Here is a 14,208-nt window from a genome sequence, read left to right as displayed (position 1 = left end):
GGTATGATCGAATCGCTCCGCTCGTTCTTCGACGAGCTCGAATCACCGGACCGACACCTCGTCGTGGTGAACCGGTCGTCGCCGGACCCAGTGCGAAATCTGATCGACTCGCTCCTCGACGGCCAGCCCGTCAGCGTTTCAGAGGTCGAATCCGACGCCGCGAGCGACGCCGACGTCGTCGCGCTGGTGGAGGATGGCGACGTGATCGCGCGGTCGACGCTCGACGAGCTCCTCGAGTCGGTGCTGCTCATCAACTCTGACCTGTACAAGACCGGGACGGTCGGACTCGACGAGATCGAGCTTCCCGACGTGCTCCGCGGCCTCGACGAGGTCCCGTTTCGGGTCCGCGGATACCCCGCGTCGGACAAAGAGAAGCTCCTGTTGATCCTCGTCTCGCGAGTGATAGAGCGGATCGCCGCCGAGCGCGGCGACGGAACGCTCCGGGCCTCGTTCCAGCGCCTCTCGCGGATCAACGACGAACGCGGGACCAACGCGGTGTACGAACGGGTCGCCGAGACGGGCGTCGACGTCCACGTCTACGGCGTCGGCGACCCCGAGGAGCTCTCGGCGCTCCCGCTGACGGTCCACACCGGCACCTCGTACCCGTACCGACGGTCGTGGTTCGTCGTGTTCACGCCGCCAAGGGGTTCCGAGGGAGACCACGTCGCGCTGCTCGCGCTCGAGGACGAACCCAACGTCTGGGACGGCTTCTGGACGTTTCGCCCGGAGCTCGTGACCCGACTGGAGCGGCACATCGCCGAGGAGCTCTGAGGCGGGCGGCCCGCGCGATCCCGCGGCCGCCTTCGGCGACGCCGACGAACAAAGCTTTACCGCGTCGACCGCCTATCTCCGGCAAATGGTACTCGACGACCTCGGTTCGTCCCTGCGGGGCAGCCTCGACAAGCTCCAGGGGAAGTCCCGGCTCTCCGAGAGCGACGTCGAGGAGATCGTCAAGGAGATCCAGCGCTCGCTCCTCTCGGCCGACGTCGACGTCTCCCTCGTCATGGAGCTGTCGGACTCGATCAAGTCCCGGGCCCTCGAAGAGGAGCCGCCGGGCGGCACCACGGCGAAAGACCACGTCCTCAAGATCGTCTACGAGGAGATGGTCGAGCTGGTCGGGGACTCGACGGAGCTCCCCCTCGAAAACCAGACGATCCTCCTCGCCGGCCTCCAAGGGTCGGGGAAGACCACCTCCGCCGCGAAGATGGCGTGGTGGTTCTCGAAGAAGGGACTCCGCCCCGCGGTCATCCAGACGGACACCTTCCGTCCCGGCGCGTACGACCAGGCCAAGCAGATGTGCGAGCGCGCGGAGGTCGACTTCTACGGGAACCCCGACAACGACGACCCCGTCGACATCGCTCGGACGGGCTTAGCGGAGACCGAAGACGCCGACGTCCACATCGTGGACACGGCCGGGCGCCACGCGCTCGAAGACGACCTCATCGCGGAGATCGAGGAGATCGAGCGCGCGGTCGACCCCGACCGCTCCCTCCTCGTGCTCGACGCCGCGATCGGGCAGGGCGCGAAGGAGCAGGCCCGCCAGTTCGAGGAGTCGATCGGCATCGAGGGCGTGATGATCACCAAGCTCGACGGGACCGCGAAAGGTGGCGGCGCGCTCACGGCGGTCAACGAGACCGACTCCTCCATCGCCTTCCTCGGGACCGGCGAGACCGTCCAGGACATCGAGCGGTTCGAGCCCTCCGGGTTCATCTCGCGGCTGCTCGGGATGGGCGACCTCAAACAGCTCTCCGAGCGCGTCGAGCGCGCCATGCAGGAGGCCCAGGACGAGGACGAGGACTGGGACCCCCAGGACATGCTGCAGGGGGAGTTCACCCTGAAGGACATGAAAAAGCAGATGGACGCGATGAACCGGATGGGCCCCCTCGACCAGGTGATGGACATGATCCCCGGCATGGGCGGCGGGATGATGGACCAGCTCCCGGACGACGCGATGGACGTGACGCAGGACCGGATGCGCAAGTTCGAGCGCATCATGGACTCGATGACAGATGAGGAGCTGACGAACCCCCGCGTCGTCGGCCAGTCGCGCACCGAGCGGATCGCCCGCGGCTCCGGCACCGACGAGGAGACGGTCCAGCAGCTCTTAGAGCAGCACTCCATGATGGAACAGACGATCAGCCAGTTCCAGGGGATGGGCGAGGGCGACATGCAGCGCATGATGAAGAAGATGGGCGGCGACGGCGGCGGCGGCCTCGGCGACATGATGGGCGGCGGCAAGGGCCCGTTCTGAACGCCGCCAGCAGGGGTTCGCCGACGGCTGCGATCGCCTCTCCACCCCCGCCCGTCCGCTTCTCACCCAACGCCAACAGGGTTCGTTGACTCCGCTCGGGGCCTTCACGACGCTTATACGTGCCACCGGAGTACGTTCGCTCGATGAACCTCGGGCGAGTCAGGGAGTACGAAGTGCTCGCGCTGACCGCCCTGATCTGGTTTCTCGGGAAGTTCGTTCGGTACGCGTTCCCGCCCCTCTTCGAGCCGTTACAGGCGAGCTACGGCGTGAGCAACGCCGCCGTCGGCGCCGCGTTCTCGGGATTCATGGCCGCCTACGCGCTGCTGCAGTTCCCGAGCGGAACGGTCGCCGACCGCGTCGGTGCGGTCCGGGTGATCGCGGCGGGAGCGGCCGTCGCGGGCCTCGGGTCGCTCGCGGTGCTGTTCGACGCGCCCTTCGTCGCGCTCGTGGGCGCGATGCTCGTTATCGGCGTGGGGACGGGCGTGCACAAAACGGTCGCGATCCGGCTGCTCGCACGAGTGTATCCGGCTCGAACCGGGCGCGCACTGGGCATTCTCGACACCGTCGGCGCGTTCGGCGGGGTGGTCGCGCCCGCGGCCGTGGTGCTGTTCGTCTCCCCGCCCCCCGCGCTCGCGACCCCGCTCTCGCGGTTGCCGGGCGCGAACTGGCGCGCGCTCTTCGTCGTCACCGGTATCGTCGCGCTCGCGCTCGCCGCGACCTTCCTCGTTCGCGTCCCGGGGCGGCTCCCGGTCGACGCCGACCGAGGCCCGGTGCGCGACGGCCCGGAACCGAGCGCCCGCGACTACCTCGCGCTGTTCGAGGACAGGCGGATCGGAGCGTTCGTCTTCGTGACGATCGCCTTCTCGTTCGCGTACAACGGGACGGTCGCGTTCCTCCCGCTGTACCTCTCCGAGGCGGCCGGCCTCGACACGACGACCGCGAGCCTGCTGTACTCCGCGCTGTTCGCGGTCACGTTCGTGCAGCTCGTCTCCGGTGACCTCTCTGACCGACTCGGTCGGTTCCCGGTAATGGTCGCCGCGCTCGGGCTCGCGGCGGCGGCCCTCGTCGGAATCGTCGCGCTCGCGGGATCGGGCGCCGTCGTCCTCGGTGTGCTCGTCGTCGCGCTGGGGGTCGGGTCCCACGGGCTCCGCCCCGTCCGCGCCGCCTACCTCGTCGAGGCCCTCCCCGAGCGGCTGGCCGGCGGCGGCCTCGGCGTCGTCCGGACGCTGACCATGAGCGCCGGCGCGGTCGCGCCCGCCTTCGTCGGCGCGCTCGCCGACGTCGCCGGATTCCGCCCCGCCTTCGCGCTGCTCGCCGGCTCGGTGGGCGCGGCGGCCCTCGTGGCCGCCGGACTGTGGGCGACGGCGTAGCGCCGTGACCGCCGGCGCTCCCGTCAGTCGTCGGCGTACAGCGAGTCGAGGACGAACTGGTCGATCGCCTTCCGCGCCTCCGCCGGCGCGTCCTCGTGGCCGAGCGCCATCCGGCGGCCGCGGGCGGCGTGGATGATGTCGGTGATGAGCTGGCCCATCCGCTCGGCGTCGACGGGCTCGAACTCGCCCTGTTCGATCCCCTCTTCGACGACCTCGACGATGCTCCCGCGGACGCGGTCGTAGTGCTCGTTGAAGATCTCCCGGTGGTCGCCGTCGTTTTGCGCGTGGGTGTACAGCTCGTGGTACACCTTCATGCGCTCCCAGTGCGAGAACTCCTCGAACTCCGGTCCGAACAAGCACTGGTCGATCCGCGCGTCGAGCTCCGTGCGGGGATCGTCGTCCGCGTCCACCTCGACGCTCCCCTCGTACTGGTCGATGACGTACTCGAGGAACGACGACAGCAGGTCGTACTTGCCGTCGAAGTGGTAATGGATCACCTGCCGCGTCAGGTCCATCTCCTCGCCGATGTCGCGCATCCGGAGGTCGGTGTACCCGTGCTTGCTCAGCGCACGGAACGTCGCCTCCATGATCACCTCCTCGGTGTCCTTGGAGGAGACGGTCTCGCGGGATTCGCTCATACGGCCCTCTCCGACGGTGAGATACATAAGCGATCCCACCGATCCGCTCGATTTACCATACAGTAAATTTTTAACCTCATGGTCAAACGGTACAGTCGGACATGACACGAAAGATCATTCGGGACGGGACGGTCGTCTCTCTCGATCCCGATATCGGGGACTTGGAGGGGGCGGACGTGCTGATCGAGGACGGCGAGATCGTCGACGTCGGTCACGGACTCTCGGCCGAGAACGCCGAGGTCATCGACGCGTCCGGCCAGATCGTCGTTCCCGGCTTCGTCGACTCGCACATCCACCTCGCGCAGACCCAAGTCAGGGGGATCGCCGGGGACTGGTCGCTCATGGGCGAGTACTTCGACCACATGCTCGGCAACATCACCGGGCTCTACCAGCCCGAGGACATGTACCTCGGGGGGCTCTTCGGCGCGTTCGAGAAGCTCCACACGGGGACGACGACGGCCCTGGACTGGTCGTACCCGAACACGCTCGAACACGGCGAACGCGCCGTCGACGCGCTGCAGGACACCGGCCTGCGCGCGGTGTACACCTACGGCCCGCCAGGCGACGACGCGGCGAAGTGGTGGTACGAGAGCGACGTCGGCCTCCCCGAGGAGAACGTCCGGAGCCTCTACGAGGAGAAGATCCGCGACGACGACCTGCTCAGCCTCGCCCTCGGGCTCCGCGGGCCGGACTTCTGTACCGACGAGACCGCCCGGGGCGACCTCGAACTGGCACGGGACCTGGGCGTGCTCTCGACGATCCACATGGGCGCCGCGCTGTGGCCGTCGTCGGTGTACGGTGACGACTACCAGGGCTTCGGTGCTATTGAGGACATGCTGGGGCCCGACATCAACGTCGCCCACGGGAACCACTTCTCGCAGGAGGACGTCGACCACGCCGTCGAGCAGGGCGTCTCCTTCTCCTCGACGCCCGAGGTCGAGATGCAGATGGGCCACGGCATCCCCGTCACCGGAAAGGTGCTCGAGGCGGGCGGCCGCCCGGCGTGGGGCGTCGACGTCTGCTCGAACGTCAGCGGCGACATGGGCAGCCAGATGCGGATCGGGATGCAGCTCCAGCGGATGTTCGACAACCAGGCGGTCTTAGAGGGCGACGAGGAGGTCACCGAAGTGAGCATTTCCGCGCGCGACACGCTGGAGATGGCGACGATCGAGGGCGCGAAGGCGCTGGGCCTGGACGACGAGATCGGAACGATCACCCCCGGCAAGCGCGCCGACCTCGTTCTCTTCGACGCGACCGACTTCCTGACGGCGCCCTCGCACTCGCCGGTCGAGACCGTCGTGTTCCAGGCCGACACCTCGCACATCGACACGGTGCTCGTCGACGGCGAGGTCGTCAAGCGTGACGGCGAGCTGACGAACCCGAAGGTTCACGAGGAGTTCGACCGGTTCGTCGCCTCCGGCGAGCGCCTGCTCGACGAGGCCGGCATCGACCTGTAGCCCCCGCGATCGATTTCACTACCCTCATTCCCTCATCTCACATGAAAATCGGACAATACCGAACGACGGACGCGGCAGAGCCCTGGTGCGGCGCGCTGATCGACGGCGGCGACGCGGTCGTCAGCCTCCCCGAAGCGGGCGCGGCCACCGGGGTCCACATCGACGAATCGACGGCCGGCCTGCTCGCCGACTGGGAGTGGCGCCGGAAGGCCGAGCTGGCGGTCGAGTACGCGACGGAGACGGGGGTCGGGCGCTACGACGCCGACGCCGTCTCGCGGGCGGCGCCCGTCTCCGACCCGGAGAAGGTTGTCTGCGTCGGGCTCAACTACCGCGACCACGCGGAGGAGGGCGACAACCCGATCCCGGACGAGCCCGTCCTCTTCTCGAAGTTCCCGACCTCGGTGACGGGGCCCGAAGACACCGTCTCGTGGGACCCGGAGCTCACGGGGAAGGTCGACTACGAGGCCGAGCTCGTCGCCGTCATCGGCGAGGAGGCCCGCCGCGTCGACCCCGAGGAGGCGTTGGAGTACGTCGCCGGCTTCACCGTCGGCAACGACGTGTCCGCCCGCGACCTCCAGCACGGCGACGGCCAGTGGGTCCGCGGCAAGAGCCTCGACTCGTTCGCCCCGATCGGCCCGGATATCGTGACCACCGACGAGGTGGACGACCCGCACGACCTCGACATCTGGGCGGACGTGAACGGCGAGCGGCTCCAGGAGTCGACGACGGCGAACCTGATCTTCGGGATCGACGAGCTCGTCTCCTTCTGCAGTCGGGCGTTCACGCTGAAGCCGGGGGACCTGCTGTTCACCGGCACGCCGCCGGGCGTCGGCGTCTACCGCGAGCCGCCGGTCCTCTTGGAGGATGGCGACAGCGTCACGGTCGGCGTGGAGGGCGTCGGCGAACTCACGAGCGAGTTCGCGTACGACAAATAATAGCGACGCGACGACTCTCACGGGAGTACGTGAGCCGAGTCGGCTCGCGACTTTTATAAGCGGTCGAGTGGTGTTGCCGTCGGCTGTTTATCCGTGGTCGCTGACGCTGCGGTGAACGCCTCCAAAGCCCCAGTCGCTCGCTTATAAATCGCTGACTACGGATCGGCGGGGAACACCTCCAAAGCCCCAGTCGCGAGGACGACTTACGCTCGCTGCGCTCCTCAGTCGCTCGTTTCACTCGCTCCTTGCGGTGCTTTCGTCGCCTAAGTCGTCCTCGCGACTGCCCCTTTGAGTCCCACCCGCACAGCACCGCACCTCACACCTCCCCAGCCTCGTCGCTGGCGCCGCCGGCGCCAGCGACTCCCTCGCGCGTGCTCCTCGTGGCCGCCGGTGGCGGCCACTCGGAGGCGCACGCCACTGCACGGTGTCGATTTATAAGCGATCGTCGCCGTCGCTCAGGGATCTGCCTGAAGAACGTGGTTTAGGCGGGTCGCCCCGGCGGGATCGCGCTTACTCCTGCTCGAAGTCGAAGACCTCTCGCGGGTTCTCCAGCACGACAGTTCGGATATCGTCGACGTCGATCCCGTACCGGTACAGCTCGAAGATCGCGCGCTTGAGGGCGTACGGGTCGGTCCGGAGGACGTTCGCGCAGTCGGTGTCGACCATGATCCGGTCGGGCCCGTACTCGTCGATCGCGTCGGCGACATCTGCGGCGTCGACGCCGACCAGCCACGAGTGCCCGATGGTGTAGCTCAGGTAGCAGTCGGTCTGTTCCATCAGGTATTCTGTGTTGTTGCGGTCGGCGTGGGAGGCGACGACGCGCTCGTCGTCGAGCCCGGCGTCGCGCATCGCCTCCACGTCGAGCCGCACCGCGTCGAGCGCGGGGTTCTCGCCGTCGAGGACGGGGTCCGTGCCGAGCCCCGCGTTCTTCTCGTAGCCGGGGGTGACGCCGAGCCCGTCCCGGTAGGAGCGCTTCGACTCCGCCGACGTGTTCGGCGTGTGGAGGATCAGGGGGAGCCCGTGGTCGCGCGCGAGCTCCATCTGCGCCCCCACGACCGCCTGCTGCTCGTCGACGCCCCACCGCTCGACGTGCTGGGAGGGGACGACGCCGGTCTCGCCGACCGCGGCGACCTCGTCGAGCGCGCAGTAGTCGTCCATCGCCTCGATCAGCTCGTCGGGGTTCTCGATGCGGACGCCGGTGTGGACGCCGAGCCCGAGCTTCGCCTCGAAGAAGTGATTGCGCTCGATGGCCGCGCGGCGGTTGATCGCGTCGTCCCAGAGGAACCGGATGTCGTCGGCCTCGACCGGCTTGTAGGGGGTCCAGTGGTAGCCGGACGCGACCATCAGCATGGAGCGACACCCGGAGAGCGCGTAGCGCTCGCGGTCGTCCCACGAGAGCGTGTGCGCGTGGTTGTGGATGTCGATCCACGGGAGGTTCAGCAGCTCCCGCGGGGGGTCGATGTCGTCGTCGAGGTGCGCCGCGTCGGTCGGTCGCTTGGTCGGGTGCGGTGTGGTCATAGGTGGTCTCATGAGTCCGCCGACGCCGCGCCGCGGCAGCGCGGTCACGCCGCCGGCGACCCCTCGTCGCTCTCCGATTACACCCCCGGCCACTTAGCGTTTTACAGCTTGGTAAAAACTTTAGTAGGCGTCCGACCCACGTATCCGTGTATGACACTGTTGATCGGGACGGACGACGGGCTCTATCGAGTCGACGACGTGCCGTTCGAGCGCGAGGAGGCGGAGCGGGTGCTCGACTGCGAGGTCGTCACCGCGGTGAAGTCGTGGGACCACGCGGAGGGCGTCTTCGTGGCCTCCTCGACGGGCGCGTACCGCTCCCGCGACGGCGGCCGGACGTGGGAGGACCTCGAGGTGCCCCTCGGCGACCGCTTCTGGCACGCCGGGCAGAGCGAGGTCTGGTCGATCCTCGCGACGGCCGACGGCGCGCTGTACGCCGGGACGAACGACCCCTACATTTTCCGCTCGGTCGACGACGGGGAGACGTGGACGGAGCTGAAGGGGTTCCGCGACCTGCCCTCGCGCGGCCGCTGGGAGTCGCCGATCGACCCTCACTACGCCAGGCTCCGAGCGCTGGAGGCCGTCCCGGGGCGGCCGGAGCGGCTGATCGCGGGCGTCGAGGCCGGCGGAATCCACCTCTCCGACGACGCCGGACAGACGTGGGCGGACCGGCGCGACACGATCGTCGACGACGTCCATCAGATCCTCCCGATCTCGGAGGACGTGTGGCTCGCGGCGACCGGCTACCTCGACCACGACTTGGAGAACCTCGGCCTCGGCCACGCGGTCGGCGAGGGCGGGCTCTGGCGGACGACCGACGCGGGCGAGTCGTGGAGCCGGATCGACGCCGGGAACGACTTCTCGTACATCCGGCGGGTGTTCGTCCACGACGGCACCGTCTTCTTCTGCGGCGGCGAGGAGGCGCCGCCGGCGTGGGTGAACGACGACCACGAGGTCGCGCTGTTCGAGTCGACGAACTTCGGCCGCGACTTCGAGCGCGTCCCGTTCCCGGGCGAGCCTCACGAGATCGTCGAGACGTGGGCCGTCCACGACGGCGACGTGATCTGCGGCTCCGGGCTGTTCGACGTGCCCGACCAGCGCGACGACGTCGAGGGCCGGATCATGCGCCGGAGCGACGACGGCGCCTACGAGACGGTCGGGCGCGTCGACGCGAACGTCAGCCGCATCGAGGTGGTGTCGGCGTGAGCGACGACGAGGCGGTCTCGGCCGACGACGCTGCGCCGACTGCGGGGTCCGACTCTGGCGCGAGCCCGCCGTCCGCGATCGGCCGCGCCCTCTACGGCGGCATCCTGGCGTACATGGCCGTCGACGGCTTCAACAACAACGAGAAGCGGGTCTCGGTCGCCGAGGAGAAGGGCGTCCCGATGCCCGACGTGCTCGTCCCGTTCGTCACGGGCATGCTGTTCGTCGCCAACCTCGGCGTCGTCTTCTGGAAGTTCCCGCGGGCGTCCGCCGGGGCGCTGATCGTCTTCTTCCTCGGGACGACCCCCTCGATCCATAACTTCTGGACGATGGAGGGAAAGGAGCGCCACGGCAACAAGATCAACTTCCTGAAGAACGTCGCGCTGCTGGGCGGCGCGGTGATGTTGCTGGACGCGGCCGCCGAAGACGCCGAGTAGCAGCCGTTTCGGCGATTACTCGTCCGTACCGATCCCGTCCGCACCGACCCCGTCCGGGTCGAACTCGTCTGGGTCGAACCCGTCCGGATCGAAGCTCTCCGGATCGAACTCGTGTTCCCGGAGCCGGTCGGGGTCGACGGCGCGGAGCACGGACTCGTTCGTCGCCTCGAGCACGACCGGCGGCGCGACCCCCGCGTCGGCCGCTTCGACCCATCGGCCCACGCAGAGACACCAGCGGTCGCCCGGCTCCAGCCCGGGGAAGTCGAACTCCGGCCGCGGCGTGATCAGGTCGTTGCCGCGTTCGCGGCTGTACGTCAGGAACTCGGCGGTCACGACCGCACAGAGGGTGTGTTCGCCGACGTCGCCGTCGACGTCCCGGCAGCGGCCGTCGCGGAGGTACCCGGTCGTCGGCTCGCCGCCGCAGGGCGCCAGCTCGCCGCCGAACACGTTGCGGTCGGTCTCGCCGCCGTCGGTCTCGTCGGTCTCATCGATGGACACGTCCACCGTTCGGGGCCTGCGGGACTTATCGATGACGCCGGTGGCGCTCCCCGTGTCCTGGGCGTGCGTTCCGCCGACCGGCACCCCGCGCCGCCGACCGTCACCCCGCGCCGCCGACCGGCACGTGACGGATCGGTGCGTCTATCCGACAGCCTCCGCCACTCGGTGGCATGGCCGAACGCTGGCTGTACGGCTGGGGGCTCGGGTCGGTCGCGTTCGGCGGCGCCTCGCTCGTCGTCCCGCTGTACGTCGTCGAGCTCGGCGGGGGACCGGTCGTGCTCGGCGTGCTCGCCGCGGTCGCCGCCGTCGTCGGGGTCCCGGCCGCGCTGGGCGCCGGGCGGATCGCCGACCGAACTGGGAAGCGCCGCCCGATCGTGCTCGCGATGCTGGCGCTCACCGCCGCCGGCATCGCCGTGGTTCCGCTCACCGACCGGGTGACGCCGGTGATCGTCGCGAACGGCGCGATCTGGTTCGCGTTCGCGGCGGCGACGCCCGTCCTGACGCTGCTCGCGGTCGCCGACGTCCCGGAGAGCGCCTGGAGCGAACGGATCGCGCTGTTGAACCAGTACCAGGGCATCGGCTGGGCGATCGGACTGTTGCTTGGCGCGGTCTGGACGAGCGTCGGCGGGCAGTTCCTCTCGGCCGAAGCGGTGATCCGGTGGCTGTTCGTCCCGCTCGCGGCCGCCGCCGTGCTCGGACTCGGCCTCGGAGTCCGGACGCTGCCCGCGGACCCAGGCCCCGGCGGCGACCGTCGTGCGTCGGGAAACCGCCTCCGACGCGCCATCCGCTCGGCCGACCGGTTCAGCGTCCGGACCGCCGCGTTCCCGTTCACCGTGGGGCGGGCCGACTTCCGCGGGCTCCATCCCCGCCGATTCGTGGAGCGGTTCACGCCCGCCCTCGCGCTGTACTTCGCCGCCGTCTTCTGCGCGTTCGCCGGCTTCGCGGTGTTCTTCGCGCCGCTGCCGGCGTTCCTCACCTCCGTCGGCTTCGGCTCCGACGGCGTGTTCGCGCTGTACCTGATAAACGGGCTCGCCGCCGCGACCTTCTTCGGCGCCGCCGGCCGGCTGACCGCCGACCGCGACGCCGCGATCCTCCAAGTCGCCTCGCTCTCGACCCGCGGGATCGCCTTCCCCGCGGTCGCGCTCGTCGGCGCGGTGTGGGGCGCGACCGCGCTCGGGTTCGGCGCCGCCGCGGTCGCCTTCGCCGTGGTCGGGCTGACGTGGGCGGTGATCGCGGTGACCGCGGGGACGCTCGTCGCCCGCCTCGCGCCGCTCTCGATCCGGGGGGAGGCGCTCGGGACCTACGCCGCGCTCGGCGCGCTCGCCGGCGGGGTCGGGAGCGTCGTCGGCGGCCGGCTCGCCGCCGCGAGCTACGCGGTCGCCTTCGGCGCCGCGGGCGGGCTGGTCCTCCTCGGCGCGGTCGTCGTGCTCTTCGTCCGGCGGTACGTCGCGTCGGCGCCGCCGATCGACCGCACCGCCTCGTGATCGCTTGACCACGTCGCCCCGTGACCGTCCGACCGCGACGCGCGCGACGCCGACCGGCGGACAGTATAAGGAGCGGCCGGCCGAACGCCGAGGTAATGAGCCGGAACGACGAGGTCGCCGCCCTCTTAGAGGAGTTCGCCGACCTGCTCGAGGCGACGGGCGTGGAGTACAAGCCGACCGCGTACCGCCGCGCCGCCGAGAACGTCCGCGAGCACGCCGCTCCGATCGAGGGCCTCGCGGCCGAGGGCGAAGACGCCGTCGCCGAGATCGACCGCGTCGGCGACGCGATCGCGTCGAAGGTCGTCGAGTACGTCGAGACCGGCGAGATCGAGGAGTTAGAGGAGCTGCGCGAGGAGCTCCCGGTCGACATGGCGGGGCTCACGGCGGTCGAGGGCGTCGGCCCGAAGACGGTCGGGAGCCTCTACGAGGCGCTCGGGGTCACCACCCTCGACGAGCTGGAGGCGGCCGCGGAGGCCGGCGAGATTCAGGAGGTCTCCGGGTTCGGCGCGAAGACGGAGGAGAACATCCTCGACAACATCCCGTTCGCCCGCGAGGCCCGCGAGCGCACCCGGCTCGGCGACGCGCGGCCCGTCGCCGACGCGGCGCTCTCCTACCTCGCCGACCGCGACGCGGTCGAGTCGGTCGAGGTGTGCGGCTCGATCCGGCGCTGGAAGGACACGATCGGCGATATCGACCTCCTCGTCGCCAGCGACGCGCGCGGGCCGATCGTCGAGGCGCTCACCGACTGGCCCGAGGCCGACGCGACGATCGAGGCGGGCACCGGGAAGGCGAGCGTCCGCGCGAGCGGGACCCGGGTCGACCTCCGGATCGTCGATCCGGACGAGTTCGGCGCCGCGCTCCAGTACTTCACCGGCTCGCGCGCCCACAACGTCGCGGTGCGCAACCGCGCGATCGACCGCGACCTGAAGCTCAACGAGTACGGCCTGTTCGATATCAGCGACGTCGACGACGCGGATGCCGGAGGCGACGACGCGGACGCCGACGCCCGGCGCGTGGGCGAGCGCGTCGCCGGGGAGACCGAGGCCGGCGTCTACGAGGCGCTCGACATGGATCCGGTCCCGCCCGAGCTCCGCGAGGACAACGGCGAGGTCGAGGCGGCCGCGGCGGGCGAGCTCCCGCTTCTCGTCGACCCGGACGACCTGCGCGGCGACCTCCACACCCACACCGATTGGTCCGACGGCGGGTTCTCGATCGCCGAGATGGCGCGGGCCGCCGCCGAACGGGGGTACGACTACCACGTCGTCACCGACCACGCCGCCGGCCCGGGGATATTCGGCAACACCGGGCTCGACGAGGACGAGATCGAATCGCAGGCCGCGGCGGTCGCCGACGCGGCCGAGAGCGTCGACATTCCCGTGCTCCACGGGATCGAGGCGAACATCGACGCCGACGGTGACTTCTCGACCGACGACGAGACGCTCGCCGCCCTCGATCTGGTCGTCGCGTCGCCTCACTCGGCGCTCGGCCAGGACGCCGAGGCGGCCACGGACCGGCTGGTCCGCGCCGTCAAACACCCGCACGTCGACGTTCTCGGTCACCCGACCGGACGGCTGATCAACGAGCGGCCGGGCCTCGAACCGGACGTCGAGGCCGTCGTCGCCGCCGCGGTCGACGCCGACACCGCGATCGAGGTGAACGCGAACCCCGCGCGCCTCGACGCCGACGGGGAGTTCGTCCGCGCCGCGGTCGAGGCGGGCGCGACGATCGCCGTCAACACGGACGCGCACGCGCCTCGCGAACTCGACAACGCCAGGTACGGGGTCCACACCGCCCGTCGGGGCTGGGCCGCGGCCGCCGACGTGCTCAACGCCCGGTCGCTCAACGGGCTCCGCTCGTTCCTTTTATAAATGACCGGGCCGGCGGGCGACAGCGGTGGGGCCACCGAACCGGACGCGCCGGCTCCCGACCGCCCTCCCGTCCTCTGCGACGCGATGTGCGGGAAGCTCGCGACGTACCTCCGGATGTGCGGGTACGACGCGGCGTACGCGCTCGACCGCGGGGTCGAGGCCGACGACCGGCTCCTGTCGCTCGCGGCGGCCGAGGACCGGACCCTGATCACCCGGGACCGCGAGCTCGCCGCCCGCGCCGACGACGCGCTCTGCCTGACCGAGCGCGACGTGCTCGACCAACTCCGGGAGGTCGCCGCGGCGGGGCTCCCGGTCGAACTCGCCGCGTCGCCGACGCGGTGCGGCGCCTGCAACGGGCCGGTGGAGCGGGTCGGCCCGGAGGGCGTCGAGGTCGACCCCGACGACTACCCCGAGTACGTGCCCGACGACGTGGGCGCGTCGCCGGCGGGCGACGCGACGGACGTGGCGACGGGCGGCACTCCCGACGCCGGCGCCCGCCCCGCGTGGCGCTGTCGCGACTGCGGGCGCTGGTTCTGGAAGGGCGGTCACTGG

General features: G+C 70.2%; 13 protein-coding genes. 10 read left to right on the top strand and 3 right to left on the bottom strand.

The features are described from left to right. The first annotated feature begins 3 nt into the window (after window positions 1-3). The 3 genes from B4V06_RS18425 (at window position 4) to B4V06_RS18415 (ending at window position 3,621) form a co-directional block, all read left to right on the top strand. Window positions 4-771, top strand: coding sequence for a DICT sensory domain-containing protein (locus B4V06_RS18425; RefSeq protein ID WP_123114105.1), 768 nt, complete (start codon window positions 4-6; stop codon window positions 769-771). A gap of 85 nt (window positions 772-856) precedes the next feature. Continuing rightward, the gene (locus tag B4V06_RS18420; protein WP_123114106.1) at window positions 857-2,251 is read left to right on the top strand and encodes a signal recognition particle protein Srp54; all 1,395 of its coding nucleotides are present in this window, start codon (window positions 857-859) and stop codon (window positions 2,249-2,251) included. A 143-nt stretch (window positions 2,252-2,394) separates the two neighbouring features. Further along, window positions 2,395-3,621 carry an MFS transporter gene (locus tag B4V06_RS18415; RefSeq protein ID WP_123114107.1) on the top strand — a complete coding sequence of 409 codons (1,227 nt, stop codon included), beginning with the start codon at window positions 2,395-2,397 and terminating at the stop codon, window positions 3,619-3,621. A gap of 23 nt (window positions 3,622-3,644) precedes the next feature. Here the strand turns inward: B4V06_RS18415 and B4V06_RS18410 are convergent, their stop codons facing one another. After that, window positions 3,645-4,259, bottom strand: a complete 615-nt coding sequence (locus B4V06_RS18410; protein ID WP_123114108.1) for a TetR/AcrR family transcriptional regulator — start codon at window positions 4,257-4,259, stop codon at window positions 3,645-3,647. 101 nt (window positions 4,260-4,360) lie between these two features. On the opposite strand from B4V06_RS18410, the gene B4V06_RS18405 reads away from it, so the two are divergent. Together B4V06_RS18405 and B4V06_RS18400 are read left to right on the top strand one after the other, a co-directional pair. Next, window positions 4,361-5,716 (top strand): amidohydrolase family protein, encoded by a 1,356-nt coding sequence (locus tag B4V06_RS18405; RefSeq protein WP_498171032.1) that lies wholly within the window; start codon window positions 4,361-4,363, stop codon window positions 5,714-5,716. A 41-nt stretch (window positions 5,717-5,757) separates the two neighbouring features. Then, window positions 5,758-6,651: a fumarylacetoacetate hydrolase family protein gene (locus B4V06_RS18400; RefSeq protein ID WP_498171030.1), complete on the top strand. Its 894-nt coding sequence runs from the start codon at window positions 5,758-5,760 to the stop codon at window positions 6,649-6,651. A 510-nt stretch (window positions 6,652-7,161) separates the two neighbouring features. Here the strand turns inward: B4V06_RS18400 and B4V06_RS18395 are convergent. Further along, window positions 7,162-8,169, bottom strand: a complete 1,008-nt coding sequence (locus tag B4V06_RS18395; RefSeq protein WP_498171029.1) for a TatD family hydrolase — start codon at window positions 8,167-8,169, stop codon at window positions 7,162-7,164. Between the two features lie 150 nt (window positions 8,170-8,319). Between B4V06_RS18395 and B4V06_RS18390 the strand changes: the two genes are divergently transcribed. Both B4V06_RS18390 and B4V06_RS18385 read left to right on the top strand, forming a co-directional pair. Next, window positions 8,320-9,372, top strand: coding sequence for a WD40/YVTN/BNR-like repeat-containing protein (locus B4V06_RS18390; RefSeq protein WP_498171028.1), 1,053 nt, complete (start codon window positions 8,320-8,322; stop codon window positions 9,370-9,372). Beyond that, entirely contained in the window at window positions 9,369-9,806 is a 438-nt protein-coding gene (locus B4V06_RS18385) for a DoxX family protein (protein ID WP_498171027.1), read from the top strand. Before B4V06_RS18390 ends, B4V06_RS18385 begins: the two co-directional genes overlap by 4 nt. Window positions 9,807-9,821: 15 nt before the next feature. Here B4V06_RS18385 and B4V06_RS18380 read toward each other — a convergent pair whose 3' ends face one another. After that, entirely contained in the window at window positions 9,822-10,304 is a 483-nt protein-coding gene (locus tag B4V06_RS18380; protein WP_498171026.1) for a DUF2237 family protein, read from the bottom strand. A gap of 131 nt (window positions 10,305-10,435) precedes the next feature. Between B4V06_RS18380 and B4V06_RS18375 the strand changes: the two genes are divergently transcribed. The 3 genes from B4V06_RS18375 to B4V06_RS18365 form a co-directional block, all read left to right on the top strand. Further along, window positions 10,436-11,788 carry an MFS transporter gene (locus tag B4V06_RS18375; RefSeq protein WP_498171079.1) on the top strand — a complete coding sequence of 451 codons (1,353 nt, stop codon included), beginning with the start codon at window positions 10,436-10,438 and terminating at the stop codon, window positions 11,786-11,788. Window positions 11,789-11,883: 95 nt separating this feature from the next. Next, window positions 11,884-13,656, top strand: coding sequence for a DNA polymerase/3'-5' exonuclease PolX (gene polX, locus B4V06_RS18370; RefSeq protein WP_498171023.1), 1,773 nt, complete (start codon window positions 11,884-11,886; stop codon window positions 13,654-13,656). Then, the coding region (locus B4V06_RS18365; protein WP_498171022.1) for a Mut7-C RNAse domain-containing protein at window positions 13,657-14,208 on the top strand (552 nt) is incomplete at its 3' end. It abuts the gene before it with no gap.

This window comes from Halorubrum sp. B53, assembly GCF_059752395.1.
The sequence above is the reverse complement of the archived record's forward strand: the minus strand, read 5'-3'. Positions and strand labels throughout refer to the sequence as shown.